25 protein-coding genes are annotated in these 25,231 nt (G+C 68.5%); 13 read left to right on the forward strand and 12 right to left on the reverse strand.

From position 1 onward, the window contains the following. Positions 1 to 11: 11 nt before the first annotated feature. From BM417_RS29565 to tkt, 3 genes are read right to left on the reverse strand one after another with little or no spacing between them, the layout of a single operon-like run. The gene (locus BM417_RS29565; RefSeq protein WP_245822229.1) at positions 12 to 1,598 is read right to left on the reverse strand and encodes a glucose-6-phosphate isomerase; all 1,587 of its coding nucleotides are present in this window, start codon (positions 1,596 to 1,598) and stop codon (positions 12 to 14) included. Between the two features lie 25 nt (positions 1,599 to 1,623). Further along, on the reverse strand, positions 1,624 to 2,736 hold the full coding sequence (gene tal / locus BM417_RS29570) for a transaldolase (protein ID WP_093601298.1): 1,113 nt from the start codon (positions 2,734 to 2,736) through the stop codon (positions 1,624 to 1,626). 5 nt (positions 2,737 to 2,741) lie between these two features. Further along, positions 2,742 to 4,826 (reverse strand): transketolase, encoded by a 2,085-nt coding sequence (gene tkt / locus BM417_RS29575; RefSeq protein ID WP_093601300.1) that lies wholly within the window; start codon positions 4,824 to 4,826, stop codon positions 2,742 to 2,744. 253 nt (positions 4,827 to 5,079) lie between these two features. Between tkt and BM417_RS29580 the strand changes: the two genes are divergently transcribed. The 3 genes from BM417_RS29580 to BM417_RS29590 are packed head-to-tail and all read left to right on the forward strand — an operon-like array spanning position 5,080 to position 8,289. Next, positions 5,080 to 6,000: a heme o synthase gene (locus tag BM417_RS29580; RefSeq protein WP_093601302.1), complete on the forward strand. Its 921-nt coding sequence runs from the start codon at positions 5,080 to 5,082 to the stop codon at positions 5,998 to 6,000. A gap of 22 nt (positions 6,001 to 6,022) precedes the next feature. Next, on the forward strand, positions 6,023 to 8,008 hold the full coding sequence (locus BM417_RS29585; RefSeq protein ID WP_093601304.1) for a hypothetical protein: 1,986 nt from the start codon (positions 6,023 to 6,025) through the stop codon (positions 8,006 to 8,008). Positions 8,009 to 8,040: 32 nt separating this feature from the next. Continuing rightward, positions 8,041 to 8,289 (forward strand): three-helix bundle dimerization domain-containing protein, encoded by a 249-nt coding sequence (locus BM417_RS29590; RefSeq protein WP_093601306.1) that lies wholly within the window; start codon positions 8,041 to 8,043, stop codon positions 8,287 to 8,289. Here the strand turns inward: BM417_RS29590 and BM417_RS29595 are convergent. From BM417_RS29595 to BM417_RS29610, 4 genes are read right to left on the reverse strand one after another with little or no spacing between them, the layout of a single operon-like run. Continuing rightward, positions 8,273 to 8,635, reverse strand: coding sequence for a hypothetical protein (locus BM417_RS29595; RefSeq protein ID WP_093601308.1), 363 nt, complete (start codon positions 8,633 to 8,635; stop codon positions 8,273 to 8,275). The two genes, BM417_RS29590 and BM417_RS29595, sit on opposite strands and share 17 nt — an antisense overlap. Continuing rightward, entirely contained in the window at positions 8,599 to 9,249 is a 651-nt protein-coding gene (locus BM417_RS29600; RefSeq protein WP_093601485.1) for an HD domain-containing protein, read from the reverse strand. The genes BM417_RS29595 and BM417_RS29600 overlap by 37 nt, the downstream gene beginning before the upstream one ends. A gap of 60 nt (positions 9,250 to 9,309) precedes the next feature. After that, positions 9,310 to 9,957 (reverse strand): hypothetical protein, encoded by a 648-nt coding sequence (locus BM417_RS29605; RefSeq protein WP_093601310.1) that lies wholly within the window; start codon positions 9,955 to 9,957, stop codon positions 9,310 to 9,312. Between the two features lie 6 nt (positions 9,958 to 9,963). Then, entirely contained in the window at positions 9,964 to 10,968 is a 1,005-nt protein-coding gene (locus BM417_RS29610; RefSeq protein WP_093601312.1) for a hypothetical protein, read from the reverse strand. A 386-nt stretch (positions 10,969 to 11,354) separates the two neighbouring features. Here BM417_RS29610 and BM417_RS29615 point away from each other — a divergent pair, with 386 nt between their 5' ends. Next, complete coding sequence (locus BM417_RS29615) at positions 11,355 to 11,870, forward strand: FKBP-type peptidyl-prolyl cis-trans isomerase (protein WP_093601314.1); 516 nt, start codon at positions 11,355 to 11,357, stop codon at positions 11,868 to 11,870. 48 nt (positions 11,871 to 11,918) lie between these two features. On the opposite strand, the gene BM417_RS29620 is transcribed toward BM417_RS29615, so the two are convergent. After that, a complete protein-coding gene (locus BM417_RS29620; RefSeq protein WP_093601316.1) occupies positions 11,919 to 12,860 on the reverse strand; it encodes a quinone oxidoreductase family protein in 942 nt (313 codons plus the stop codon). 107 nt (positions 12,861 to 12,967) lie between these two features. On the opposite strand from BM417_RS29620, the gene BM417_RS29625 reads away from it, so the two are divergent. Further along, on the forward strand, positions 12,968 to 13,756 hold the full coding sequence (locus tag BM417_RS29625; RefSeq protein ID WP_093601318.1) for a glycoside hydrolase family protein: 789 nt from the start codon (positions 12,968 to 12,970) through the stop codon (positions 13,754 to 13,756). Positions 13,757 to 13,914: 158 nt separating this feature from the next. On the opposite strand, the gene BM417_RS29630 is transcribed toward BM417_RS29625, so the two are convergent. Next, complete coding sequence (locus BM417_RS29630; protein ID WP_093601320.1) at positions 13,915 to 14,433, reverse strand: GNAT family N-acetyltransferase; 519 nt, start codon at positions 14,431 to 14,433, stop codon at positions 13,915 to 13,917. 4 nt (positions 14,434 to 14,437) lie between these two features. Beyond that, positions 14,438 to 16,021: a DUF885 domain-containing protein gene (locus tag BM417_RS29635; RefSeq protein ID WP_093601321.1), complete on the reverse strand. Its 1,584-nt coding sequence runs from the start codon at positions 16,019 to 16,021 to the stop codon at positions 14,438 to 14,440. A 36-nt stretch (positions 16,022 to 16,057) separates the two neighbouring features. Between BM417_RS29635 and BM417_RS29640 the strand changes: the two genes are divergently transcribed. Genes BM417_RS29640 through BM417_RS29650 form a run of 3 tightly spaced genes read left to right on the forward strand, consistent with a single transcriptional unit; the run spans position 16,058 to position 17,992 of the window. Further along, positions 16,058 to 16,348 (forward strand): hypothetical protein, encoded by a 291-nt coding sequence (locus BM417_RS29640; protein ID WP_245822230.1) that lies wholly within the window; start codon positions 16,058 to 16,060, stop codon positions 16,346 to 16,348. After that, the gene (locus tag BM417_RS29645) at positions 16,345 to 17,187 is read left to right on the forward strand and encodes an ATP-grasp domain-containing protein (protein WP_093601325.1); all 843 of its coding nucleotides are present in this window, start codon (positions 16,345 to 16,347) and stop codon (positions 17,185 to 17,187) included. Before BM417_RS29640 ends, BM417_RS29645 begins: the two co-directional genes overlap by 4 nt. Before the next feature lie 19 nt (positions 17,188 to 17,206). Beyond that, positions 17,207 to 17,992: an alpha/beta fold hydrolase gene (locus tag BM417_RS29650; RefSeq protein WP_093601327.1), complete on the forward strand. Its 786-nt coding sequence runs from the start codon at positions 17,207 to 17,209 to the stop codon at positions 17,990 to 17,992. Here the strand turns inward: BM417_RS29650 and BM417_RS29655 are convergent. After that, positions 17,978 to 19,555, reverse strand: a complete 1,578-nt coding sequence (locus tag BM417_RS29655; protein ID WP_093601329.1) for a solute symporter family protein — start codon at positions 19,553 to 19,555, stop codon at positions 17,978 to 17,980. The genes BM417_RS29650 and BM417_RS29655 overlap by 15 nt on opposite strands. Beyond that, positions 19,552 to 19,962: a DUF485 domain-containing protein gene (locus BM417_RS29660; protein ID WP_093601331.1), complete on the reverse strand. Its 411-nt coding sequence runs from the start codon at positions 19,960 to 19,962 to the stop codon at positions 19,552 to 19,554. Before BM417_RS29660 ends, BM417_RS29655 begins: the two co-directional genes overlap by 4 nt. Before the next feature lie 334 nt (positions 19,963 to 20,296). Between BM417_RS29660 and BM417_RS29665 the strand changes: the two genes are divergently transcribed. The 5 genes from BM417_RS29665 to BM417_RS29685 all read left to right on the forward strand — a co-directional run bounded on the left by BM417_RS29665 (position 20,297) and on the right by BM417_RS29685 (position 25,136). Then, positions 20,297 to 22,909 carry a sensor histidine kinase gene (locus tag BM417_RS29665; protein WP_093601333.1) on the forward strand — a complete coding sequence of 871 codons (2,613 nt, stop codon included), beginning with the start codon at positions 20,297 to 20,299 and terminating at the stop codon, positions 22,907 to 22,909. Next, a complete protein-coding gene (locus BM417_RS29670; protein ID WP_093601335.1) occupies positions 22,906 to 23,325 on the forward strand; it encodes a roadblock/LC7 domain-containing protein in 420 nt (139 codons plus the stop codon). The genes BM417_RS29665 and BM417_RS29670 overlap by 4 nt, the downstream gene beginning before the upstream one ends. A gap of 78 nt (positions 23,326 to 23,403) precedes the next feature. Beyond that, positions 23,404 to 23,865: a DUF742 domain-containing protein gene (locus tag BM417_RS29675; protein WP_245822240.1), complete on the forward strand. Its 462-nt coding sequence runs from the start codon at positions 23,404 to 23,406 to the stop codon at positions 23,863 to 23,865. Positions 23,866 to 23,944: 79 nt separating this feature from the next. Beyond that, a complete protein-coding gene (locus tag BM417_RS29680; protein ID WP_093601339.1) occupies positions 23,945 to 24,463 on the forward strand; it encodes a hypothetical protein in 519 nt (172 codons plus the stop codon). 91 nt (positions 24,464 to 24,554) lie between these two features. Then, the gene (locus BM417_RS29685; protein ID WP_093601341.1) at positions 24,555 to 25,136 is read left to right on the forward strand and encodes a Uma2 family endonuclease; all 582 of its coding nucleotides are present in this window, start codon (positions 24,555 to 24,557) and stop codon (positions 25,134 to 25,136) included. Positions 25,137 to 25,231: the final 95 nt, after the last annotated feature.

Consider the following 25,231-nt stretch of genomic DNA (forward strand, 5'->3'; position numbering starts at 1 on the left):
GGCGGATGTGGTCACGAGCCGTCCTCCTGGACTGCCTCGACGAGCTGGGCCAAGCCGGCGATGCGGTCTTCGAGGTGAAGACGCAGCACCGGGCGACCGTGTTCGGCCAGGACCTGACCGTCGCCGAGCGCCTGCGCGAGCTGCAGCTGCGCCAGCGTGTAGGGACGGCCGGGCACCTCCAGGTCGTCACCGGACTCGCCGGTGATCTGGATGAACACGCCGTTCTGGTGACCGCCCTTGTGGTACTGGCCGGTCGAGTGCAGGAAGCGCGGACCCCAGCCGAACGTGGTCTGCAGGTGCGTCCTCTTCGCGATCTCCGCACGGAGCAGCTCGAACGACGCGTCGTCGATCCTGTCCAAGTACGCCTGAACCGAGATGTAGCCGTGGTCGGGCGCCACTTCAACGATCGCCGCAAGCGCTTCCGCGACGGTGTGGACCTTGCGCGGCGCCCAGTCCGTGCCGTGCCCCTCGACCGGGCCGTCCACAAAGGACGGGACGGTCGCGGCGACGGCCGGCGCGTCGAGCAGCGCGCGGGAGGCCTTCTTCGCGGCCTCGACGTCGGGCTGGTCGAACGGGTTGATGCCGAGCACCCGGCCGACGAGCGCGGTCGCGTACTCCCACAGCAGGAACTGCGCGCCCAGCGGACCCTCGACCGCGATGTTCGCCGACCCGGTGGCCGGTCCGATCGCGACGGTGGTTGCGTCCGAACGTGCGTTCACGAAGCCCTCGGCACCCGGACCCTCGACGACGACCGGCAGCAGGCCGGTGCCGTTCTTGCCGGTCGACTCGGCGATGAGCTGCTCGGCCCAGTCGCCGAAGCCCTTGATGCCGGACCCGGTGTCCGCGAAGACGATCTTCTCGGCACCGTGCGCGTGCGCGGCGCCGAACACCCCGGCCAGCACGACCGCCGGGTTCTCCACGGAGTCCTGGGACACGACCTTCGCGACCTCGGCCGCGTCGTCGAGCAGCGCCTCGACGTCGGCGCCGGCCAGGTAGGACGGCACCAGGCCGAACGCGGTCAGCGCCGAGTAGCGGCCACCGACGTTCGGGTCGGCCAGGAACACCTTGCGGTAGCCCGCTTCCTCGGACGCCTTCTGCAGGGGCGAGCCGGGGTCGGTGACCACCACGATGCGGGACGCGGCGTCGATGCCCGCGTCCGTGAAAGCCTTCTCGAAGATGCGCCGGTGGCTGTCGGTCTCGACAGTTCCACCGGACTTGGACGACACCACGATCACCGTGCGCTCGAGATCACCGGCAAGGGCGTCGGCGACCTGGGCGGGATCGGTGGTGTCCAGCACGACCAGCGGGACGCCCGCGGTCCGCGTGATCACCTCGGGGGCCAGCGACGAGCCACCCATTCCGGCGAGAACGACGCGGTCGACGCCCTCGGCGTGCAGATCGGCGCGCAGCGCCACGAGATCGGGGAGCAGCGCACGGGACGTCTCGTGCAACGTCGTCCAGGAGAGGCGAATGCTCGCCTCGGACTCGGCTTCCGGCCCCCACAGGGTCGGGTCCTGCGCGGTCAGCTTGCTCGGCACCGAATCCGCGACCAGGTCAGCAGCGATGATGCTGACCTGGTCGGCGTTCGGTGACCTCACGATTTCGACGGAGGTCACTTCGTGATCAGCCCTTCAGTTGAGCCAGTTGGTTCGTCACCGTCTCGAGCAACTCTTCCCAGGACTTCTCGAACTTCTCGACACCCTCGGTCTCGAGGACCTTGAACACGTCCTCGAGGTCGATTCCCACGGCGGCGAGCTGGTCGAACACCTCCTGGCCCTCTGCGACGCGTCCGGTGACCGTGTCACCGGTGATCTTGCCCCCGTCGGCGACGGCGTGCAGCGTCTTCTCCGGCATCGTGTTGACGACGTCGGAGACGACGAGCTGGTCGACGTAGAGGGTGGGGGAGTAGCTCGGGTCCTTCACGCCGGTCGACGCCCACAGTGGACGCTGCGCGTGCGCGCCGTCCGCCTTGAGAGCCTCCCAGCGCTCGCCCTGGAACGTCTTCTCGAACGCTCCGTAGGCGATGTACGCGTTGGCAAGAGCGGCCTTGCCCTTCAGCGCGGTCGCCTCGTCCGTGCCGATCGCCGCCAGCCGCTTGTCGATCTCGGTGTCCACCCGGGACACGAAGAACGACGCGACCGAGTGGATCGAGCGCAGGTCGTGGCCGTTGGCCTTGGCCTGCTCCAGACCGGCGACGTAGGCGTCCATGACGGCCTGGTAGCGCTCGGTGGAGAAGATCAGCGTGACGTTGACGCTGATGCCCTCGGCGATCGTCTTGGTGATCGCCGGGAGACCCGCCTCGGTGGCCGGGATCTTCACCAGCAGGTTCGGCCGGTCCACGGTCTTCCACAGGTCCTGCGCCTCGGCCACGGTCTTGTCCGTGTCGAACGCCAGCCGCGGGTCGACCTCGATGGAGACGCGGCCGTCCACACCACCGGTCGAGTTGTAGATGTCGCGGAACTTGTCGCACGCGTTGCGCACGTCCGTCGTGGTGACCTCGCGGATGGTCGCCTCGGTGTCGGCACCCCGGTTGGCGAGCTCACGGACCTGCTCGTCGTAGGACTCGCCCTTCGACAGCGCGCCCGCGAAGATCGTCGGGTTCGTCGTGACACCGACGACGTTCCAGTCGCGGATCAGCTCGTCCAGGTTGCCGCTGGTGAGCCGCTCACGGGACAGGTCGTCGAGCCAGATCGATACGCCGGCGCCGGACAGGGCGGCCAGATTCGGCTTGCTCACTGAAATTAACCCCTCACTCGGTCAAGGGAACGGCGGGCGGCGGCCACGACGTTCTCCGTCGTGAAGCCGAACTCCTTGAACAACGTCTGGTAGTCGGCCGAGGCGCCGAAGTGCTCGATCGACACGATCTCGCCCGCGTCGCCGACGTAGCGGTACCACGGCAGCGCGATGCCGGCCTCGACCGCGACGCGCGCCTTCACCGACGACGGGATGACCGACTCGCGGTACTCCGCGTCCTGCTTCTCGAACCAGTCGATCGACGGCATGGACACCACACGCACTGCAACGCCCTCGCCCTGCAGAACCTTTCCGGCCTCGTACGCCATCTGCAGCTCGGAGCCTGTGCCGATGATCACGATCTCGGGGTTCTCGTCACCGAAGAGCACGTAACCGCCGCGCTTGACGCCTTCCGCGGAGGTGCCCTCCAGCGTCGGGACGTTCTGGCGGGTCAGCGCGAGGCCGACCGGGCCGAGCTGCTCGAGCACGGCCTTCCAGGCGAACGCGGTCTCGTTGCCGTCGCCGGGGCGCACGACCGTGAAGTCCGGGATCGCGCGCAGGGCGGCGAGGTGCTCGATCGGCTGGTGCGTCGGGCCGTCCTCGCCCAGGCCGATGGAGTCGTGCGTCCACACGTACGTCACGGCGGCCTGCATGATCGCGGCCAGACGCACGGACGGGCGCATGTAGTCGGAGAACACGAGGAACGTGCCACCGAACGGGCGGGTCGGGCCGTGCAGCGCGATGCCGTTGAGGATCGCGCCCATGGCGTGCTCGCGGACACCGAAGTGCAGCACGCGGCCGTACGGGTCGGCGTTCCACATGTCCGTGGAGATCGACGGGGGACCGAAGGACTTGGCGCCCTTGATGGTCGTCAGGTTCGACTCGGCGAGGTCGGCGGAACCGCCCCACAGCTCGGGCAGCGCGGCGGCGAGGGCGTTGATGACCTCACCGGAGGCCTTGCGGGTCGGGACGCCCTTGGCGTCGACCGGGTAGACCGGCAGCGAGTCGGCCCAGCCGTCGGGCAGCTGACGGGCGACGAGGCGGTCGAGCAGCTTCTTGTTCTCCGGGTTGGCCGAGGCCCACTCGTCGAACGAGGTCTGCCACTGCGCCTTGGCGTGCTCGCCGCGCTTGACGACCTCGCGGGTGTGGTCCAGGACCTCGTCGGTGACCTCGAAGGTCTGCTCGGGGTCGAAGCCGAGGATCTCCTTGGTGGCCTTGACCTCGTCCTCGCCCAGCGCGGCACCGTGCGCGGCACCGGTGTTCTGCTTCTTCGGCGCGGGGAAGCCGATGATCGTGCGCAGCAGGATGAACGACGGCTTGTCGGTGACGGCCTTGGCCTTCTCGACGGCCTCGAGGATGCCCTTGACGTTCTCGCCGGACTCCACGACCTGGACGTGCCAGCCGTAGGCCTCGTAGCGCTTCGCGGTGTCCTCGGACAGCGCGATCGTCGTGTCGTCCTCGATGGAGATCTTGTTGTCGTCGTAGAAGACGACCAGGTTGCCCAGCTGCTGCGTGCCCGCGAGCGACGAGGCCTCGGAGGTGACGCCCTCCTCGATGTCACCGTCGGAGGCGATCACGTAGATGTTGTGGTCGAACGGGCTCTCGCCCGGCGCGGCGGCGGGGTCGAACAGGCCGCGCTCGCGGCGGGCGGCCATGGCCATGCCGACGGCGGAGGCCAGACCCGAGCCCAGCGGGCCGGTCGTGATCTCGACACCCCTGGTGTGACCGTGCTCGGGGTGGCCGGGGGTCTTGGAACCCCACGTGCGCAGCGCCTTCAGGTCGTCCAGCTCCAGGCCGTAGCCGGACAGGAAGAGCTGCACGTAGAGCGTCAGGCTGGAGTGGCCCGCGGAGAGCACGAACCGGTCGCGGCCGATCCAGTCCGGGTCGGCGGGGTCGTGCCGCAGGACGCGCTGGAACAGCGTGTAGGCCAGCGGCGCGAGGCTCATGGCGGTGCCGGGGTGCCCGTTGCCGACCTTCTGCACCGCGTCCGCCGCGAGCAGCCGGGCGGTGTCGACGGCGCGCTTGTCGAGCTCCGTCCAGTCATCAGGCAGATCGGCCTTGGTGAGCCTGTTGATGTCGTCGGTGACGGTCACGGACTTACAGCTCCAAACTTGTCGCTAGGGCGGGTCACTAGCGCGTCCGTGAATCGATCCCGAACGGCCTGACCCGCTTCTCTCCCACGTCCTCCGGCCAGCCTAGTCCTGAGAGATTCAGATGTTGCTCTGAAAGGTCTCAGGCACGTGTGTGCCGGGGCACACCAGCACCCGAACGGGCTGTGAATTCTTCACGCGGTTACCATCAGTCGCTGGATTTCACACCTGTCTCAACACGAGGAGCGTTCCCGCGATGAGTGCCGTCCTCGAGGCCCCCAGGTCGCCTCGCCAGGTTGTTGGCGCTTACGTGGCGCTCACCAAGCCGCGGGTCATCGAGCTCCTGCTGATCACCACGATCCCCGCGATGCTCCTCGCCCAGCACGGCCTGCCGCCCCTGTGGCTCATCGCCTGCACCCTCACCGGCGGCACCCTCGCCGCGGGGTCGGCAAATGCCCTCAACTGCTTCGTCGACGCCGACATCGACTCGGTCATGAAGCGGACGGCGGCCCGCCCGCTCGCGCACAACGCCATTCCGCCGCGCAACGCCCTGATCTTCGGCATCGTGCTCGGAATCGTCTCGTTCGCGTTCCTCTGGATCTTCGTCAACCTGATGTCGGCCGCGTTCGCGGTGGCGACCATTCTCTTCTACATCTTCGTCTACACGCTGGTCCTCAAGCGCCGCACCTCCCAGAACATCATCTGGGGCGGCATGGCGGGCTGCATGCCGGTGATCATCGGCTGGTCTGCGGTGACGGGCACCGTCGAGTGGCCGGCGCTGGTGATGTTCGGCGTCATCTTCTTCTGGACCCCGCCGCACACCTGGGCCCTCGCGATGAAGTTCAAGGAGGACTACGCCCGAGCAGGCGTGCCCATGCTGCCCGTGGTGGCGACAGCTCAGCAGGTGACGCGGCAGATCGTGATCTACAGCTGGATCACCGTCGTCTGCACGCTCGCCCTCGCTCCCGTCACCTCCTGGATCTACGTGGCGGTCGCGGCGCTGTCCGGCGTGTGGTTCGCCGTCTTCGCGCACAAGCTGCACAACGTCGTGCGCCGCGGCGGATCCACGAACACCATGAAGTTCTTCCACATGTCGAACCTCTACCTGATGCTGGTGTTCTGCGGTCTCGCCGTCGACGCCGTTGTCGGGTTGCCGGTGCTTGGCTGGCCGTTCTAGCTGCACCTCCAGTCGTACGGCTGTGGCGCCCGTTGAGTTCACCGTCACCGGTGGTGAAGGTTCACCACTGGACTTCGTCGCGGCCCTGACACCCGCGTCCTCCCTGGTCGTGATCACCGATCCGGGCGGGTGGGCGCAGGTCAGCCAGGGGCTGGCCGTCGGATCGACCACGTCGGCCGTGGTCACGACCGAGGTGCGGGTGCTGCGGTTCGCGGTGCTCGATCTGCGTCACTTCTCGTCGGCCTCGTCGCTGCCGTCGCTCTCGGACGTGCCCGGCGACGTCGTGGCTCTGCACGACACGCGCTCGTGGGACTCGGCTCCGGTGGTCGCGTCGTTGCGCGGGCTCGGCCGGCCGGTCGTTCTCTTCACCGCCGTGCACACGTGGGTGTCCGGTGTGGACGCTTCCTCGGCGCTGATCGGGTGGAGCGCGCCGCACGTCGTCCTCGCCGTGCCGCGGGGTTCCGGCGAGGGACGGCTCGAGGACGTCCTCTGGCAGTTCCGGGAGCTGGAACGGCGGGGTGCGATGACCTACACCTCCCTGCCCGCGCCGCCGGTGGTCGCGGACCGCGCGGTCACCGTGATGGTCGCCCTGCCCGGAGCCACCGAGGGCATCGCGGGAGCGTTGCGGCCCGGCGCGGACTACGAGGTGTGGGCGCGCGTCGGGGCGCACAACACCGTGCTGCCCGGAGACCTCGGGCTGCGGGCCGTGCTGAGCATGCCGGGGCGTCCGGTCCAGGCCGAGTCGTTCGTGCTGCCCGCCGAGGGGCCCAGTTCGTGGGTGAGCTTCGAGGTCACCACGCCGTACGCCTCGGTGCCGTGGACCGGTGAGCTGGTCATCTACCACGGCGTCGTGCCGGTGCACGTCCAGCAGGTCGTGCTGCCGGTCGGCGCGGGGGAGTCCCGCACGGTGCCGCGGCTGAAGCTCTCCCGCACGTTCGCCGATCTCGCGCCCACGCCGTCGCGGGCGGCCTCGATCCTGGTGCTCGGCGACCGGGCCCTGGTGTCGGCGGGCGGGGTGCCGTCGTGGGTCAGCCTGGCCGGCTGCGCGCTGCCGCTGCCGGCGTTGTCCGGGCTGGATCCCTGGTACGGCAAGGACTTTCCGGCCTACTGCGCCGATCTCGCGTTCCTCGCCCGGCAGGGATCGGCGGTGTACTCGCGGCTGTTCGGCGATCTCGGGCTCGCCGACGCCGTCCGGCGGGCCGCGCGGGTGACCGGTCGTCCGGCCGGGCTGATGGTGGCGTCCCCCGGCACCGGGTCGGTGCCGTGGCCGATGATCTACGACCTGCCGTTCGAGGACGGGCCGCACCGGCTGTGCGCGTCGGTTGGGCAGTTCGGGCCGTTCGGTGCCGGGGGAGAGGTGCCCGCGCACTGCCCGGTCGCCGATCACAGCGGGAACGTGTTGTGCCCCTTCGGTTTCTGGGGTCTGTCCAGCGTGCTGGAGCACCCGGCCGGGCCGCTGGTGGCGCGCGTCTCGCCGCGCCCGTGGCCGTTCGAGATGACGATGGCGGTCGACGCGGGGATGGATCGAGGCCTCACCGACCGGCACGTCACGGAGCTGATGTCGCAGATCTCGCCGGAGTCCGTGTCCTCGGCCTACGTCACCCCCGCCGAGCTGGGACGGGTGCTGGCCGGCGAGTCGATGGACGTCGTCCACCTGCACTTCCGCGAGGGGTTCCTCGACGCCGAGGAGATCGCACGGTGGGACCGCGAGGGCGTGTGGCCGCGTCCGCACTGGCCCGTGCGCAAGCCGTTGGTCGTGGGGACGTCACCGATGGCGGGCCTGGTGTCCTCGTTCGTCGAGCACGGCGCGTCGGGCGTCATCAGTCCCGAGGTCGCCGTGCCGCAGGACATGGCCGGCTGGGTGACGGGAATGGTGCTGTCGCGGCTGGCTTCCGGTCTGAGCGCAGGAGAGGCGTTGCGGCAGGTCCGCTGGGAGATGCTCAGTCGTGGCAACGTGATGGGGCTCGCGTACGCGCTGTACGGCAGCGCGGATCTCCGGGTTCGCTGAACCGACGGCGTTGGCTGATCGTTTACCTGGGCATGCTGAACTCGCAGGCTCAGATCCGTCAGGCCGTCGCGGAACTGACCGAGGCCTTCGGTGACCGGGTGCCGGACGAGGTGATCCACGAGGTCGCCGTCGCCACGCACGTCGAACTACGCCGCACCGCGACCGTGCACGCTCATCTCGCCGTGCTCACCGCGCGACGTGCGGCCCGTGAACTCGCGTTCACCGCCATCGGGGTCACGATGCCTCAACAGCAGACGGCGGGCCTCACGCCTGCTCGCTGACCCGTAAATAGACGGTCTCGGCGCGGCTCACGGCCGTGCGCGCAAGGCGTGACAACTCACTGAGGTGCGCGAACGCGGCATGGAAGTCCATGTCGACGAGAGGCGCCCACGACAGTGCGACGTCGTGCATGCGTGCCGGATCGGCTTTGACGAGCTGCGCCACGAGGGCATCAGGGAGCGCGACAACGTTGTCGTCGGGCAGAGGCGCCCACACCTCGTTGAACACCTCATGCCACACGACGACTGCTTCGCGCGGGTCGTAGTCACCGGCGGCGACCGACTCCGTGCCGTTTTCGACGAAGAACGCGCTCAGGACGCCACCTTGGTCAGCAGGTCCTCGACGCACGGGTCGTCGAGGGACTCAACGATGCACTTCCACAACAGGAGGTTCGTCTCGGCCCACCTGGTGTAGGTCGCGGCGGCCTCCGAGTCGTAAAAGTAGTAGCCCTCGTCGGCTTTGCCCACCTGCTCGCCCACGATCTTGTACGCGAGCTCGCGCAACGTGATGCCGTTCTCCTGGAGGTACTTGTGCGCCAGGACGACCGGCGTGACCGGCAGTGCCTTGAACAGCGTGTCCGCGTCGGACAACGCCTGTGCCTCCAGCGAGATGTCGCGGGAGCGCGTGCGCATCTCGGCCTCGACGACGATCCGCTCGATCCACTCGATGTCGCCCAGGGCGACGCCGGCGACGAACAGGACCTTGCGGCGCAACGCCTCGCCGTCCGTGGGCAGCGAGTTGCGGCGGACCATGTAGTTGAGGTCGTGCACCAGCGCCGCGACCTCGACGATGTCTCGCGCAGCCCCGTTGCGCTCGGCGAAGTGCACGGACTTGTCCCGGACGAAGCTCACGTGGTGCCAGCCGTGGAACTGCAGCTTCGCGGCCAGGTCCTCGCACAGCCGCCTCACGCGCTGCTCCACGTCCGCGATGACAGACCTCGGAATCAATGTGCGCGTACGCATCATCAGCCCTCCTGACAGGTGGGCTGATGGTAAGCGTGTCGCAGGGACCTCAGTGAGGCTTCAGAGGTGGTTCGTCAGATCCTCCAGTCGGTCCTCCACCGGCACGTGCCGGTGGCTGATTCCGGTGTCCGGGTCGTAGCTGAGGCTCCACGGGTTCACGGCGCGTGACTTGACCAGGAACGTCATGGTCCCGTCCGCTGCTCGTGGGATGCGGTGGAACTCGTGCGCGAGCATCGTGCCGGTGGTGCCCTCGGCGCACTGGGTGCGGTTCGTGAGTTCCGTGCCGACGACCGTGCGGCCACCGACACCGAGCCGGGCGTCGAAACGTTCGTGCAGGTAGGCACCGCTCAGGATGGTGGTGCAGAAGTGGTAGCGGTGGTTGTGCACCGAGTCGGCGTAGCCGGCCCGCCAGTCGCCCAGCGGTTTGTACTCGTGCAGCCAGAACGTGAACGGTTCGTCCGCCTCGTCGCGCAGGCACCACGCGAAATGCGTCGTCGTCTCGCGTGAATGCGCGATCACCCAGGTCGCCTCCTGGGGTGTGAGGCCGTCGATGTACGCGCGAAGCTCTTTGCGCAATCCGGGCCGGGCCGCCCACTCGCGAAACCACGTGCCGACATCGGCCCAGTGGTCCACCACGGGAAATTCGGCGCGCTTCACCCGAGCGGCGAGCTCCTCGAGCGCGGACAACCCGGTGAACTCGGCTAGCAAGATCGATCAGCTCCTCAACTGAGCGGATGCGGAGAATTCGCGACGGAATGCGTGGAACTTGCCTTCGAGCTCCGTGAAACCGTCGATGGTGAGTGTCTCGCCGGTGATCTTCTCGAACAGCGCCACGAAGTCGTTTCTGGAAGTCGCTGGCGTGATGGCGAAGTGGTAGCCGGCCTTGGAATTGCTGATGCGCAGGAACTCCGCGCGTTCCATCGCGTAAAGGAACGAACTTTCGGTGAACCTGAGCGTGCGCGGATACGGCCTGAGCACTCCCGCGGTGTTGCTGTAGAGCGTGAGCCACGCCGAGTCGTCGAACAGCTCGAGCCGATCGAGCGGCGGATCCGAAACGATGGTGACGTCGATCCTGGAACACCGGCTGCGCGCCGCGTAGAGCCCGACGAGCCCGATGCCGATCTGCTCCTTGAGCCGTTTCTGGATCTCGTCGTAGTCCCCGTCCGCGCCTTCGTTGCGCAACAGGTACCTCGCGCGCCCGCTGATGGCGTTGTCGTCGCGCGGGTCGGCCAGCACGGCCCTGAGCTCGCACTCCGTCTGGCTGAGCAGCACCCTGCCCGCCGCGTACCGGCCCGCGAACCCGCGGAAGCAGTACAGCCGCGTCCGCTCCAGGTCCTGCATCATGAGCTGGTTGAACACCGGATCCGGCTTGGCCGTCGGCTCGAACACGTGACTGGGGAAGAACTCGCGATCGAGCGCCCGATACTCCTGGGTGAGCTCTATGAGTGCCTTGCGACTCTCCTCGATCACCGGAGCGAGAAGCGCCTTCTGCGCCGCTTTAGAGGTGATCAACGTCTGCGTGAAGCTCACGACCGCCGAAATGAGAGTGCCGGTACCCAGCGCTGTCAGCAGGTTTCTCGCTGTCCCGGAATCCATTTGACTGGAAATGGCCAGCGACGCACCCGACGTCACGACGAGTATGAGGAGGAGCAACCCGGTCCGAGTCCAGAACAACTCCTGGATCAGGTTGCTGCGGATGCCTCCGGCCTCCGCGGACACGAGTCTCCACCTCCCGGGTCACCAGATTGGCTGCTACCCGAACGGACGAATGCGGTCGGTGTCCGATCAAGTGCGAGGAGTTACTGTACGCGTCGGTCAAAAGATAAGGAAGCTGCTATTCGTGCGACATTCAGGACCGGAATAACCGCCCTTGGGCCCAGTCGCCGACCCGTATCCGTGCACTTCGGTGACGCCCAGTCGCCACCCACCCCGTGCGTGTCGGATGAGGGTGACCCACCCACCCGAACGCGCCCACGGTGAGTGTTTTAGCCCGCCCGGCCGTTGCCGCCTCTGCTCCGGCAGGCCGAGTCGTCCGGCGGCCTTCAGGGCGAGGTCGTGCGGCCTGCTACACGCCGCTCACACGCGTCCGAATACGCTCACCCACCATGCGTAACGTCCTGCTCATCGCGTCCCTGGCGCTCGTGGCGGCCACCGGCCTCGCCGGCTGCGGCAGCTCGGCCCAGCCCTCGGCCGGCGCGCCCACGACCCCCTGCAAGGCCGACGACTTCAAGGTCACCGGCGACTTCGGTGCGGCGCCCAAGGTCGAGATCCCCGCCTGCAAGCCCACCGACGAGCTCGTCATCAAGGACCTGGTGCAGGGCACCGGCGCCGAGGTGAAGGCGGGCACGACGGCCTCGGTCAACTACCAGCTCACCACGTTCTCCGACAAGAAGATCCTCGACAGCTCCTTCGAGCGCGGCGAGCCGTTCGACGTCGAGAACGTCGGCCAGGCGCCGGTCATCGACGGCTGGAACGAGGGCATCGTCGGGCTCAAGGAGAAGGGCCGCCGGCTGCTGATCGTGCCGCCCGCCAAGGGCTACGGCCAGGGCGGTCAGGGCATCAAGGCGAACGAGACGCTCGTGTTCGTCATCGACGGCGTGAAGGTCACCCCCGCCGCCTGACGCGAAACGAAACGGCCCCTCGCATCCGAGGGGCCGCTTCTCGTCACGTCACGGCAGAAGCAGCAGCTTGCCGGTCGTCTTGCGCGACTGGAGGTCGGTGTGCGCCTGCGCCGCCTCCTCCAGCTTGTACCGGCCGCCGATCCGGATGTTCAGTTCACCGGACACGATCGCCCCGAACAGGTCCGAGGCCCGCCAGTCGAGTTCCGCGCGGTCGAGCAGGTAGGCCCCGGTCGACGGACGCGTCAGGTACACGGACCCGGCCGCGTTGAGCCGCTGCGGGTCCACCGGCGGCACCGGCCCGGACGACGCCCCGAACAGCGCCAGCGTTCCGCGCGGCTTCAACGAGGCCAGCGACTGGTCGAACGTGTCGGCGCCGACCCCGTCGTAGACGACGTCGACCTTCTCGATCTGCGAGGCGAAGTCGCCGTACCGCAGCACCTGGTCCGCGCCGGCCTCCCGGCACAGCGCCTCCTTCTCGTCGGTCGACACCGTCGCGACGACGGTGGCGCCCTTCGACTTCACCCACTGCGTCAGCAGCAGCCCGACGCCACCGGCCGCCGCGTGCACCAGCACCCGGTCGCCCTCCTTCACCACGTACGTCGAGTGGATCAGGTAGTGCGCGGTGATGCCCTGGAGCAGAGCGGCCGCGGCGAGTTCGACGTCCAGCTCGCCGGGCACCCGGACCGCGGACGCCGCGGGCACCACGACCTCCTCGGCGTAGCTGCCCAGCACACCCATCCAGGCGACCTTGTCGCCGACGGCGAAGTCCGGGGAGTTCGAGACGACGACCTCGCCGGCACCTTCGAGCCCCAGGGCCGTGGGCAGCGGGATCGGGTACTGGCCGCTGCGCTGGTACGTGTCGATGTAGTTGACGCCCGCCGCGGCCACCTTCACCAGCAGTTCGCCGTCACCGGCCACGGGCGACGGCACGTCGGCGTACTCCAGCACCTCCGGGCCACCGGCCGAACGCACCACCACTGCCTTGGGCATCTGTCCTCCTTGATCGACTCACCCTGCTCAACCCGGGCCGTGACCCCGATGTTCCCCTTCTCAGCTGGTGGGAGCAAAAGGAGCGCCAATCCTGGTAAGACCGATCCATGCGAAAAACAACCCTGCTGCTGATCGCATGTCTGCTCCTCATGGGAGCGCTTCCATCCCATGCCGCCTCCGCCAAGAAGGGCGTGAACGCGGCCGACGACCCCGGTCCGGCCGGCGCCGCCATGACCGCGCTGGACGCCCGCTGGTACTACACCTGGGCCTCGGACCGGCGAGGGATCCAGAGCACCGCCGAGTTCGTCCCGATGATCTGGGGCGCGGCCAGCGTGACCGACGCCGAGCTGGCCAAGGCGAAGGCCAACGGCCGGCAACTGCTGGGGTTCAACGAACCCGACATGGCGGGCCAGGCGAACATGACGGTCGAACGCGCGCTGGACCTGTGGCCACGCCTGCAGAGCACCGGACTGAGGCTCGGCGCCCCCGGCGTCGCGTTCGGCGGTGACGTCGCGGGCGGCTGGCTCGACCGGTTCATGGCGGGTGCGAAGGCGCGCAACCTGCGCGTCGACTTCATCCCGCTGCACTGGTACGGCCAGGACTTCTCCTCCGCGGCCACCGGGCACCTGGAGTCGTACCTGCGCAACGTCCACAACCGTTACAAGAAACCGATCTGGCTCACCGAGTACGCGCTGATCGACTGGCGCTCCGGCCGCGCGGTCTACCCGAGCCGGCAACAGCAGACCGCGTTCATCACCGCGTCGACCAGGATGCTCGACGGACTGTCCTTCGTGGAGCGTTACTCGTGGTTCACCCTGTCCACGAAGACAAGTCCGACCGGACTCTCCACCGGCACGGCGTTGACGGCAGCCGGCCAGGCCTACCGGCCGGCCTAGCCGCGTCCTGTAAGTCTCGTCCGCGATAGTCGCGGCCGAGGGCCCCGGAGGCGGCACCGCCGAAACGCCCGAATACGCCCGGTATGAGGGCGTTCCGGCGGCGCCGCCTCCGGGTCTCTCGCCCGTGACTCTCATCGAACGGACTTACAGGACACGGCTTAGCCGCGCACGTGCCGGTGTCCCTCGGTGGGGAACGCGGGAGGTGAGGCGGGGAGCAGTTCGTGCAGGACGTAGCCGCACCTGACCGCCACCCGGCAGGACGGGTGGTTGTCGACGGCGTGGATCAGGTCGAGCCGGGTGAGCGCGACCATGTCCTGGACGTCCAACGCCCACTGCGACAAGGTGTCCACCGCGCGGGAGGCGATTCCTCGCCCCCGCGCGTGGGCGGCGGTCCAGTAGCCGACCTCGGCTGTGCCGCCCGATCCCACCTTCACCACCACGTGGCCCAGCGGGGAGCGGTCGTCGGCGACTACGGCGAAGCTGAACCGGGTCGCCCTCGCCCAGCCGGTGGCCTGCGCGTCCAGCCACCGCCGGGCCTCGGCGTCGCCGGTCAGGGGCGCGGCCAGCCGGCGGCGCAGCACTGGATCGCGGTGCGCCGCCAGCAAAGCCGGGAGATCGTCCGACTGCCACGGCCGCAGTAGCAAGGCAGTGGCCGGTACGGGCAGGGCGATCGTCACGCCACTAGTCCTCGCCCAGGGCGACCCGGCGCGCCAGCCCCAGCGGCAGCGCTCCGGACCCCGCGATCCGGTCGTGGAAGTCGCGCAGCGACCCCAGTCCCGCGGCCAGGTACTCGTCGCGGATCAGGTCGATCTCCAACGCCCCGGTCAGGTACGACGGCGCCTGCGTCGGCCGCGTGCAGTACCGCTTGACCTCGCCCACGGCGGTGCCCGGCGTCAGCGCCGTGCGCGCCACCATGAACGACTCGGCCTCGGCCGGTGTCATGTCGCCGCAGTGCAGGGCCGTGTCGACGATCATCCGCGCCGCCCGGAACAGCCGCGCCTCGACGTGCCCCATCAACGCGCCCCGAGTCTGGTAGTGGCCGACCGAGCGCAGCAGCTTCTCCGAGTACAGCGCCCAGCCCTCGCTGAAGTACGGCGTCCGGAACACCTTGCGCAACGGGTGCGCCGGCCCCTGCGCCGCCAGCCACGTCAGGTGCCAGTGGTGGCCGGGATAGGCCTCGTGCACCGAGATCGTCGGCAGCTGCGACCGCGCGTTGGTGCGCAGACGGTGCGTGACCTGCTCGTCCGAGGCGCCGTCGGGCGTGAACGGCACGAAGAAGTAGCCCGTGCGCTTGGACGTCAGCGCCGGAGGGCCGAGGTAGCTCGCCACGGCCATGACCGCGCGGTGGAACGGCGGCCCCGGCACCACGTGGCACTCCTCGCCCTCGGGCAGCGTGACCAGCGAGTGCTCGACCAGAGCCGCCCGTGCCCGTGCCGTCTCGGCCTCGTACTCGGCGCGCATCGCCTCCAGCGTCGGCGGGTGGTCGTCCTGGAGCGAGCTCATCACCGAACGCCAGTCCGGCGAGCCCGCGAGCTCGATCAGTTCGGCTTCCAGCTCCGCGTAGGCGTCCTGCCCGCGCTGGTGCAGCTCCGGTGCGCCGTAGCCGAGCATCTCCTTGTCCTGCAACAAGGCCGAGTAGAGCTTCTCGCCCATCCGCCAGTCGCCGGTCGCCCGCACGGCCAGGTCCTCCAGGAACGCCGCGTGCCGGTCGAACGCGTCCGCGGCGGGCCCGGCGGCCTCGACCAGCACGGCGCGGAACTCCGGCGCCGCCTCCAGCGGCAGCGAGTCCAGCAGGAACGACCGGCCCGTCCGCACCTGGTCCAGCGCTCGCCGCACGACCAGCGGCGAAGCCAGCGAAGCGTCGAGGTTCGCCTCGGCCGCGGCGAGCACCGCGGGCACCTCGCGCAGCTTCGCGACCGTGGAGGCGACGATCTCGGCCTCGGGCAGCAGCCGGTGCAGGAACGGCGCCAGCAGCCCGAAGAACACCACTCCGGCGTACTCGTGCGGGTCGCGCCGCCACCCCGGCCACGTCTCGTTCGCCGACGATCCGCGCAGCACCGAAAGCGCCAGGTCGCGGTCCACCGATCTCGGCAACGGCTCCAGCCGCGCCAGCCACTCCTCGGTCTCCCTGGCCCGCTGCTCGAACGCCGCGGCGGAGAAGTCCCCGAAGGTGGAGTAGTGCTCCAGCGAGCCGGCCTGAGCCGCGTGCACGGGGTGGTGGTCGAAGTACCACGTGAGGAACGACGTGAGCGTGTCGGTGGTCACCCGACCGAAGCTACCCGCTGGTTTTACAGTGTGGGGGTGTCTGATCAAACCACTCAGAAGCGCATCGCCGAGTTCGTGCAGGCCCACGGCAAGCCGGGCACGGCGGTCAGGGCCGTCGTGGAACCGATCGGCCGGGCCGGCGCGCGGATCGTGCTGGTCGGCGCGGACGGCGCCATGGGCGACGTGATGGCCAAGGACGTCGAGTCCGCCACCAAGGCCGTCGAAGCCGCCGACAACGTCGAGCAGGCCGAATGGGACCGCGAGACCACCGCCGCCACCAAGATCGGCTCCGGCCACCGCCGCAAGATGGCCAAGATGCAGTCATGAGGGTCGTGCTCGCCTCGTGCGACCGCCTGCCCGAGGGCGACGGCGACGAGGAAGCGCTGGTCGCCGCCCTTCGTCGCGACGGCGTGGACGTCACGTGGCAGCCCTGGGGCGGCCCGGTCGAGGCGGATCTCGTCGTCCTGCGCACGACCTGGGACTACCCGGACCACCTGGACGCCTTCCTGGCGTGGTGCGCCGGCGTGCCGACTTTGGCGAACCCGCTTCCGGTCGTGCGCTGGAACATCGACAAGTCCTACATGGCCGAACTCGCCGCCCAAGGTGTCGCCGTCGTGCCCACCGCCGTGGTGGAACCGGGGGAGACCCCGGTGTTCCCGGACGGCGAGTTCGTGGTGAAGCCGGCGGTCGGCGCGGGCTCGCGCGGTGCCGGTCGGTTCACCGACCACGCGTCGGCCCGCGCACACCTCGAAGCCATCGGCGTCAAGGCGTTAGTGCAGCCCTACCAGTCCAGTGTGGACGCCCACGGCGAGACCGCGCTGGTGTTCTTCGCCGGCGAGTACTCCCACTCGTTCCACAAAGGACCGATGCTGGCGCAGGGTCTCGCCGAGGCGGAGTCCGGCCTCTACGTCGAGGAGCGGCTGGGCAGCATCGAGCCGTCCTCCCGCCAGGTCGAGCTCGCCGAACAGGTGCTCGACGTGGCCGCCGAGCTGCTCTCGTTGCAGCGCAAGGACTTCCTCTACGCCCGCGTGGACGTCGTCGAAGGCCCCGGCGGCGAACCGCTGCTGCTCGAACTGGAGCTGACCGAACCGTCGCTGGGATTCAAGCTCACCGCCGACGAGGCCGCCTCCCGGTTCAGCAAGGCGATCCAGGAAGCCGCGTCCTAGTTCGCGCTACGGTCGGATCATGACCACCGCGGCAGTCAACGGCATCACCATCGGCTACGACGACGAGGGCACCGGCGACGACGTGCTGGTGCTGGTGCACGGCCATCCCTTCGACCGCACGATGTGGCGCCCGCAGGTCGAGCACTTCAGCGCCTCTGGTTGGCGGGTGATCGCCGCCGACCTGCGCGGCTACGGCGCGACCACCGTCGTCCCCGGCGTCACGCCGCTGGACGTCTTCGCGTCCGACGTCGCGGGGCTGCTCGACCACCTCGGCGTCGAGAGGTTCGTGCTCGGCGGCCTGTCGATGGGCGGGCAGATCGTCATGCAGTGCGCGCGGGCGTTCCCCGAGCGTCTGCGCGGCCTGATCCTCGCCGACACGTTCGCGCAGGCCGAGACCGAGGACGGCCGCCGCAACCGCAACGACATGGCCGACCGCCTGCTGCGCGAGGGCATGTCCGGCTACGCCACCGAGGTGAAGTGGAAGATGGTGGCGCCGCACAACCCCGAGGTCGGCGAGTTCGTCGCACAGCTGATGCACAACGCACCGCCCGAGGGTGCCGCGGCGGCGCTCAGGGGCCGCGCGGAACGGCCCGACTACACCGAGACCCTCACCACGATCACCGTGCCGACGCTGGTGATCGTCGGCAGCGACGACGAGTACACCCCGGTCAGCGACGCCGAGTACATGAGCGAGCGCGTTCCAGGCTCGACGCTGGTCGTGGTCGACGGCGCCGCGCACATGCCGAACCTGGAACGCCCCGAGGTGTTCAACAAGGCGGTGGAGGAGCTGCTAGCGCAGACCTGACCCGATGCCGGTCAGCCCGCGCACCTCCATCTCCGCCTGCTTCTCGCGGTCCGCCGGCTCGCCGCCGAGAATCGTGCCCAGGAACCCGGCCAGGAACGACAGCGGGATCGACACGATGCCGGGGTTCGACAGCGGGAAGAACGCGAAGTCGACGTCCGGGAACACCGACGACTTCGAGCCGGAGATGGCGGGGGAGAACACGATCAGCAGCACGCACGAGGTGAGGCCGCCGTAGATGCTCCACAGCGTGCCGCGCGTGTTGAACCTCTTCCAGAACAACGAGTACAGCAACGTCGGCAGGTTCGCGGAGGCCGCCAGCGCGAACGCCAGCGCGACCAGGAAGGCGACGTTCTGGCCGTTCGCCGCGATGCCGCCGACGATCGCGAGCACGCCGACGCAGACCGCGGTGATGCGCGCGACCTTGACCTCGTCGCGCGGGTCGGCCTCGCCGTGCTTGATCACGTTCGCGTAGACGTCGTGCGCGAACGAGGCCGAGGCGGTCAGCGTCAGGCCGGCGACCACCGCGAGGATCGTCGCGAACGCCACCGCGCACACGATGCCGAGGAGCACGGTGCCGCCTACCTGGAACGCCAGCAGTGGCGCCGCCGAGTTCTCGCCGCCGGGAGCGCTGGTGATCTTGTCCGTGCCCACCAGGGCCATCGCGCCGAAGCCGATGACCAGCGTGCACGAGTAGAAGATCGCCATCATCCACGTCGCCCACACCACGGACTTACGGGCCTCACGCGCGTTCGGCACCGTGTAGAAGCGCATCAGCACGTGCGGCAGAGACGCGGTGCCGAGCACCAGCGCCAGTGCGAGAGAGATGAAGTCGATTTTCGACAGGTCCGAGGCGCCGTACTTCACGCCCGGCGACAGCACGGCCTCGCCCAGCGGCGAGCGCTGCGTCGCGCGGTCGAGCATCGAGGAGAAGTCGAAGCCGAACTTGCCGATCAGGAAGATGGTCAGCAGCGACACGGACAGAAGCAGCAGCACGGCCTTGATGATCTGCACCCACGTGGTGCCCTTCATGCCACCGACCAGCACGTACAGCACCATGACGATGCCGACGACCGCGATGATGATGGCCTGGCCGATCTTGCTGTGCACGTCCAGGAGAAGCGCCATCAGGCCGCCGGCGCCCGCCATCTGCGCGATCATGTAGAAGATCGAGATGACCAGGGTCGAGTTCGCCGCGGCCGCGCGCACGGGGCGCTGGCGCATGCGGAACGCCATGACGTCGCCCATCGTGAAGCGGCCGGTGTTGCGCAGCCGTTCCGAGATGAGCATCAGGCCGATCAGCCAGGCGACTACCCACCCGATCGAGTACATGAAGCCGTCGTAGCCGTTCACGGCGATCGCGCCGGAGATGCCCAGGAACGACGCCGCGGACAGGAAGTCGCCCGAGAGCGCGATGCCGTTCTGCGTGCCCGTGAAACTGCTGCCTGCCGCGTAGTAGTCGGACGCGCTGACGTTCCGCGTGGACGCTCGATACACGATGTAGAGCGTCAGCAGCACGAAGATGCCGAAGACGGACAGGTTGATCGCGGTGTTCGCCCCGGTCACGCGAGCTCCTCATCGGTTTCGACGAGTGCGCGCACCTTGTCGACCTGAGGGTCGAGCTTCCGCTTGGAGTAACGCGCGTACGCCATTGTGATGATGATGGTGGTGACGATCTGGAGGAATCCCATCGTCAAGCCGACGTTCACCGTTCCGAACAGCGGAGTGCTCATGAAGTCGGCGGCGTAAGCTGATAGCAATACGAACGTGACATACCAAGCGAGGAACAGCAGGGTCGCCGGGAGAATGAAACGCTTGACCCGGCGCTTCAGGGCGAGGAAATCCTCACTCGTTTGGAGGGCACCGAAATCAGGCTCACCGTCACCATCGATAAGCAATGAGTGAGCAGGCTCTTCAAAGGTCGCGAAACCGGGGGTGGCCGGGCGTGACACGGAGGGCAGCGCCTTCGTCATCAACCGCTCGCATTCGTTACGGGGAGTGCCCGGCGAGGCTCTACGCGGAAGGCGCGTCCGGTCCGGGGGTGGGAGGCGCAAGCGTAACCACGCGTGGCGGCGAGTCAATCCCTGGAACCTGCATGACCACCCCAAAAGGTCGGTCGTCACGGTGGGTGATCGATCGTGCACGCCCCAGGTCGTTGTCGCGTCACGCTCTCTGGCCTACTATCCGCTAACACCCGATACGGCTGATCGAGATATCGAGCTGCGGGGGTCTCAAGCTCGCGGGGATTCACCAGGCCAGGAGGTAGCCGATAGTGGGGCACTTCGAGCGCGCCTTGGGGACCATTTCGTGAATGTCGAGTGGAGAAAGATCAGCGACTGGCGCAACTGGCGCCTGCCGGTCAAGCTCGGCGTCGTGCTGCTGGTGCCGGTGGCCGTCGCGGTCGGCGCGGGCGCACTGCAGATCTCCGGTTACGTCGATCGGTCCGACAACTACGTCCAGATGCAGGGCCTGGTCCGGCTCAGGGCTGATCTCGCGCCTTTGATCTCCAGCGTCCAGCAGGAACGCACGCTCGCTGCGCAGAGCTCGACCAGCGGTTCCGGTGTCGGCGCCTACCAGAACCAGATCCGCGCCACCGACAACGCCGCCTCGACCGTGCGCCGCCGCGTCGACCGCACCGACGGCATCAGCGAGGTCGCGCGCAGCCGCTACACCGAGCTCGGCGGTCAGCTGGAGACGCTCAAGAACCTGCGGGAGAAGGTCTCGCAGGGCGGCGACGGCGGTGACCCGTCCGGCGGCACCACCGGCTACTCCGCGGTCGTGAAGGCGTTGCTGGACTTCGAACAGGCGCTCGTCGGCCAGTTCAACGACAACGCCATCTCCGGCACCGCGCAGGCGCTGCACAACATGGTCATCGCGCAGGAGCAGGTCTCGCTCCAGCACGCCGTCGTCTTAGCCGGGATCGGCCGGGGCAAGCTCCTCGGCCCCGAGGTCCGCGCGCTGGAACAGTCCGACATCCGGCTCCAGGACCGCCTCAACGACTTCCAGGCCATCAGCACCACCGAACAGCGCCGTGCCTACGACCAGACCGTGACCGGTGCCGCCGTGGCGAACCGCTCCGCTCTCGTCGAACGAGCGCTCACCCAGCCCGACGGCACCCCGCCGCCCGCCACGCGCCCCGGCCAGCCCAAGCCGCCGCAGGAGTTCGGCATCGCCGTCGACGACTGGAACAAGTCGTCCGGCACCACCGCGCGACTGATGGAACAGGTCGGCCGCGAACTTCAGGACGAGCTCGCCAACACCGCCGCCTCGCTCCAGGACGACACGTCCAACAAGGCCGGCGCCGCCGCGGTCATCCTGCTCGCGATGCTGCTGATCGCCGGCACGCTCGGCTTCGTCATCGGCCGCTACCTGCTGCGCTCGCTGTCCGAGCTGCGCCGCTCCGCCCTCGACGTGGCGCACCACCACCTGCCCGAGGTCGTCGCCGCGATCCGCGCCGACCGCAAGCCCGACACCGAGATCGAACCGGTGCCCGTGCACAGCGTCGAGGAGTTCGGCCAGCTGGCGCGCGCGTTCGACGCCGTGCACGAGCAGGCCATCCGGTCCGCCGTCGAGCAGTCGTCGCTGCGGTCGGGCATGAAGAACATCTTCGTCAACCTGTCGCGCCGCTCACAGGGCCTCGTCGAACGCCAGCTCAAGCTCATGGAGGAGCTGGAGCGCCACGAGGAGAACCCCGAGCAGCTCGCCAACCTCTTCAAGCTCGACCACCTCGCGACGCGCATGCGCCGCAACAACGAGAACCTGATGGTGCTCTCCGGCACCGACGTCGCCCGCCGGTTCCACCAGCCAGTCCCGCTCGCGGACGTGCTGCGCGCCGCCGCGTCGGAGATCGAGCACTACCAGCGCGTCGTGGTGAAGTCGACACCGTCGGTCGAGATCGTCGGCTACGCGGCCAGCGACCTCGTGCGCCTCATCGCGGAGCTGCTGGACAACGCCACCGCGTTCTCCGCGCCCACCACCCAGGTCGTGATCGGCTCGCGGATCGACCAGCAGGGCGCCGTGCTCGTCGAGGTCGCCGACCAGGGCATCGGCATGGGCCCGGCCGAGCTCACCGAGGCCAACGAGCGGCTGTCGTCCGGCACCGAGGACGACGTGCCCGTGTCACGCCAGATGGGGCTGTTCGTCGTCGGCAGGCTCGCCGGCCGTCACGGCATCACGGTCCGGCTGCGCGGCGCGGGAGAAGGCCGTGAGGGCCTGCGCGCGTTCGTGCTCGTGCCCGCGGAGCTCGTGCGCTCGCACGAGGAGGCCCCGGCGCCGTCGCAGCCGCGCCACGCCGCGCTGCCGCAGCCGAAGCCGGCGCTCGCCAAGCAGCCGCACGTCGTCGTGAAGACGCCGAACCTCGCACCGCCGCCCGCGCCCGCCCCGGCCATCGACCACCAGCGCGAGTCCGCCGAGTGGATGTCGTTCCGCGGCGCCGCGATCGACGAGTCACTGCCCCAGCGCACCCCGCGCCCCGCTTCGGCCGAGTACGACGGTGTGCCGGCCGTGTCGCCAAATGAGACGACGTCCTCCTGGTTCAGGGGCAGCGGCGTCTCGGGCGAATCGGTCAACGGTGATCATTCGCCGGCAACGACCCCGCCTGTATCGTCACCCTCGGTAGTGGCGTCGTGGTTCGGGAAGAAGCCCGGCGGGACGGTCTGGGAGCAGGCGGGAGACCCCGCGACGGACGCCGGTGAGACCGATGCCGGGTTGCCGAAACGGGCGCCGCGTAAGAACCTGCTCCCCGACCTCGCGGAACGTCCCGAGAACGGCACACGCCCTGTCACGGGCACGAAGCGCGATCCGGAACGAGCACGAGGCTTTCTCGCCAGCTACCAGACGGGCCTGCGCCAGGCGCCGCTCGGCAGCAACGGGAACGGAAGCGGCCAGGGGAACGGCCAGTACAACGGGGAGAAGGCATGAGCACGCCTCAGTCGCGCCAGGTCGACCAGTTCGGCTGGTTGATCACGAACTTCACGGATCGAGTGGCCGGTGTCGCCCACGCGATCGTGATCTCGGTGGACGGCCTGCTGCTCACCAAGTCGACGGGTCTGCCACCGGACCGCGCCGAGCAGCTCGCCGCTATCTCCTCCGGCGTCACGGCACTGACGATGAGCGCTTCACGTTGCTTCGAAGGTGGCGGAGTGTTGCGCACCGTGATCGAGATGGACTACGGGATCATGCTCCTCATGTCCATTCGAGACGGGTCTTGTTTGGCGGTTCTCGCCGCCCCCGACAGCGACGTCGGTCAAGTCGCCTACGAGATGACCGTGGTCGTCGACCAGGTGGGCCAGATCCTCACCCCCGAACTGCGAGCACAGCTGCACAGCGTGAGGTGAACCATGAGCTCGTCCCCTGACGCGCACCGACGACGAAGGCGGGCCGAAACACCCGCCGAGCAGACGTTCGCCGACCTGATGAACGGGTTTTCCCTGGACTCGGGCCGAAAGCGGGCGCGCACGCCGGACCCGGTTCCCGCGCGGGAAGCGACTCCCGTTGTGCCGCAGGAAGACTTCGAGCCCTCCATACAGGAGGCTCAGGACTCCTCGATCGTTCGTGCATATGCCTGGACGGGTGGGCGCACTCGGTCGAACATCGACCTCGAGATCGAGACACTTGTCTCCGCCAATGATCAGAGTCGGCACTCGGCAGGTATCTTGCAGGCTGAGCACCAACGCGTTGTCGAGTTGTGTCACTCCCCGCGATCCGTCGCGGAGGTGGCCGCACTGATGCGTCTCCCGCTGGGAGTCGTGAAGGTGTTGCTCGGCGACATGGCGGAACGAGGTCTGGTGGACGTGCACCAGACCGCTTCCGCAGGCGGTGACACGCCGGACCTCGGGTTGATGGAGAGAGTGCTGAGTGGACTACGTCGGCTCTAGATTTCCCGAATTCGGGCCCCCAGGGCCGCCCGGTCGGGAGCTGACCTCGGCCAAGATTGTCGTCGCCGGTGGCTTCGGCGTGGGCAAGAGCACTTTCATCAGGTCCATCGTGGAGAACGATCTCCTGACGATGAACGCACTACCGCCAGAACGCGCGGGTGCCGTGACGGAACTGGTGCGCATCCAGTTCGGACGCGTGTGGCTCGACCCCGGCTTAGCGCTGCACCTCTTCGTGGCCCCGCAGTGGCAGGACCCGCGCGCGGGCTGGGGCGACGTGGTGCGCGGCGCCGTGGGCGCCGTCGTGCTCTTCGACGTGATGCGCCCCGCGGACTCCGTGGACGCGATGCGGTACTTCGAGGACCACAACATTCCGTACGTGCTCGCGCTGAACAACGTGCACGCGTCCGTTCGATCGGACGTGAAGGCCATCATCCGCGGCATGGGCATCTCGCCCGACGTGCCGGTCGTGAACTGCGACCCGCGCGTCCGGCTCTCGGTGCGCGAGACGCTGATCTCGCTGACCGAGCACGCGAAGCTGGACCGGTGGCGCCGGCGGCCTGGGCCCGACGAGACGACTCCGCTCGCGCCTGTCTGCTGACTTGGAGTTATTCCAAGCGCTCACACGTTCTGGTTGATCTGCTGACGAAGCGGAGGCCGGGAGGCCTTGGCCTTCTAGCCTCCGTTTCGTGATGGTGGACGCTGATGTGACCGATGCCGGGCGGCTGGAGGGCTACACCCTGGATGACTGGGAGAGCCTTGCTCCCCAGGAAGGCCGCCGCGTCGAGCTGGTCGATGGACGGTTCGTCGTCCATGCCGCCCCTGCCCTGCGGCATCAGCGAGTGGGTGACCGTCTCCGGACTCTCCTCGACGAGGCTGTCGCGCGCGAGGGCATGGAAGCGCTGACCGCGATCGGTGTCCGCGTCGACAGCATGCTCGGCTACATCTCCGATGTCGTCGTGACGTCCGAGTTCATCGATGCCGACTCGGTCGATGTCCGCGACGTGACGCTGATCGTCGAGGTCGTGAGCCCGCCGACGAAGAAGACCGACAGGCTGGAGAAGCCGGCGGCATTCGCGGCTGCCGGCGTGGAAGGCTACTGGCGCGTCGAGATGATCGGCCAAGGCGGTCTGGCCATCTATTGCTACCGGCTGGCCAGCGGTGTCTATTCCCATGTCGCGACGCTGACGTCCGGTACCGTTGGAACAGTGGCGATCACCAGCACGGCATCGGTCACGTTCGATCCAGCGGATCTCTCGCGAAGGTGCCGCTGATCAGGGCTTTCGTGCCTGACTTGGAGATTCTCCAAGCAGATCTCTTTCAGGGCTTTTTGAGCTGAAACGATAGAGCCGGAAGGCTTTCGGGTCCT

The sequence above is a fragment of the Lentzea waywayandensis genome (genome assembly GCF_900115955.1).
Taxonomy (GTDB): Bacteria; Actinomycetota; Actinomycetes; order Mycobacteriales; family Pseudonocardiaceae; genus Lentzea; species Lentzea waywayandensis.

Excerpts from the sequence above, each read along its gene's own strand:
- BM417_RS29600 (WP_093601485.1), bottom strand. The coding sequence starts at position 9,249 with ATGCGTACGCGCACATTGATTCCGAGGTCTGTCATCGCGGACGTGGAG.
- BM417_RS29670 (WP_093601335.1), top strand. The coding sequence starts at position 22,906 with ATGAGCACGCCTCAGTCGCGCCAGGTCGACCAGTTCGGCTGGTTGATC.
- BM417_RS29685 (WP_093601341.1), top strand. The coding sequence starts at position 24,555 with ATGGTGGACGCTGATGTGACCGATGCCGGGCGGCTGGAGGGCTACACC.
- BM417_RS29615 (WP_093601314.1), top strand. The coding sequence starts at position 11,355 with ATGCGTAACGTCCTGCTCATCGCGTCCCTGGCGCTCGTGGCGGCCACC.
- BM417_RS29580 (WP_093601302.1), top strand. The coding sequence starts at position 5,080 with ATGAGTGCCGTCCTCGAGGCCCCCAGGTCGCCTCGCCAGGTTGTTGGC.
- BM417_RS29625 (WP_093601318.1), top strand. The coding sequence starts at position 12,968 with ATGCGAAAAACAACCCTGCTGCTGATCGCATGTCTGCTCCTCATGGGA.
- BM417_RS29660 (WP_093601331.1), bottom strand. The coding sequence starts at position 19,962 with ATGACGAAGGCGCTGCCCTCCGTGTCACGCCCGGCCACCCCCGGTTTC.
- BM417_RS29645 (WP_093601325.1), top strand. The coding sequence starts at position 16,345 with ATGAGGGTCGTGCTCGCCTCGTGCGACCGCCTGCCCGAGGGCGACGGC.
- BM417_RS29590 (WP_093601306.1), top strand. The coding sequence starts at position 8,041 with ATGCTGAACTCGCAGGCTCAGATCCGTCAGGCCGTCGCGGAACTGACC.
- BM417_RS29650 (WP_093601327.1), top strand. The coding sequence starts at position 17,207 with ATGACCACCGCGGCAGTCAACGGCATCACCATCGGCTACGACGACGAG.
- BM417_RS29675 (WP_245822240.1), top strand. The coding sequence starts at position 23,404 with ATGAACGGGTTTTCCCTGGACTCGGGCCGAAAGCGGGCGCGCACGCCG.
- BM417_RS29620 (WP_093601316.1), bottom strand. The coding sequence starts at position 12,860 with ATGCCCAAGGCAGTGGTGGTGCGTTCGGCCGGTGGCCCGGAGGTGCTG.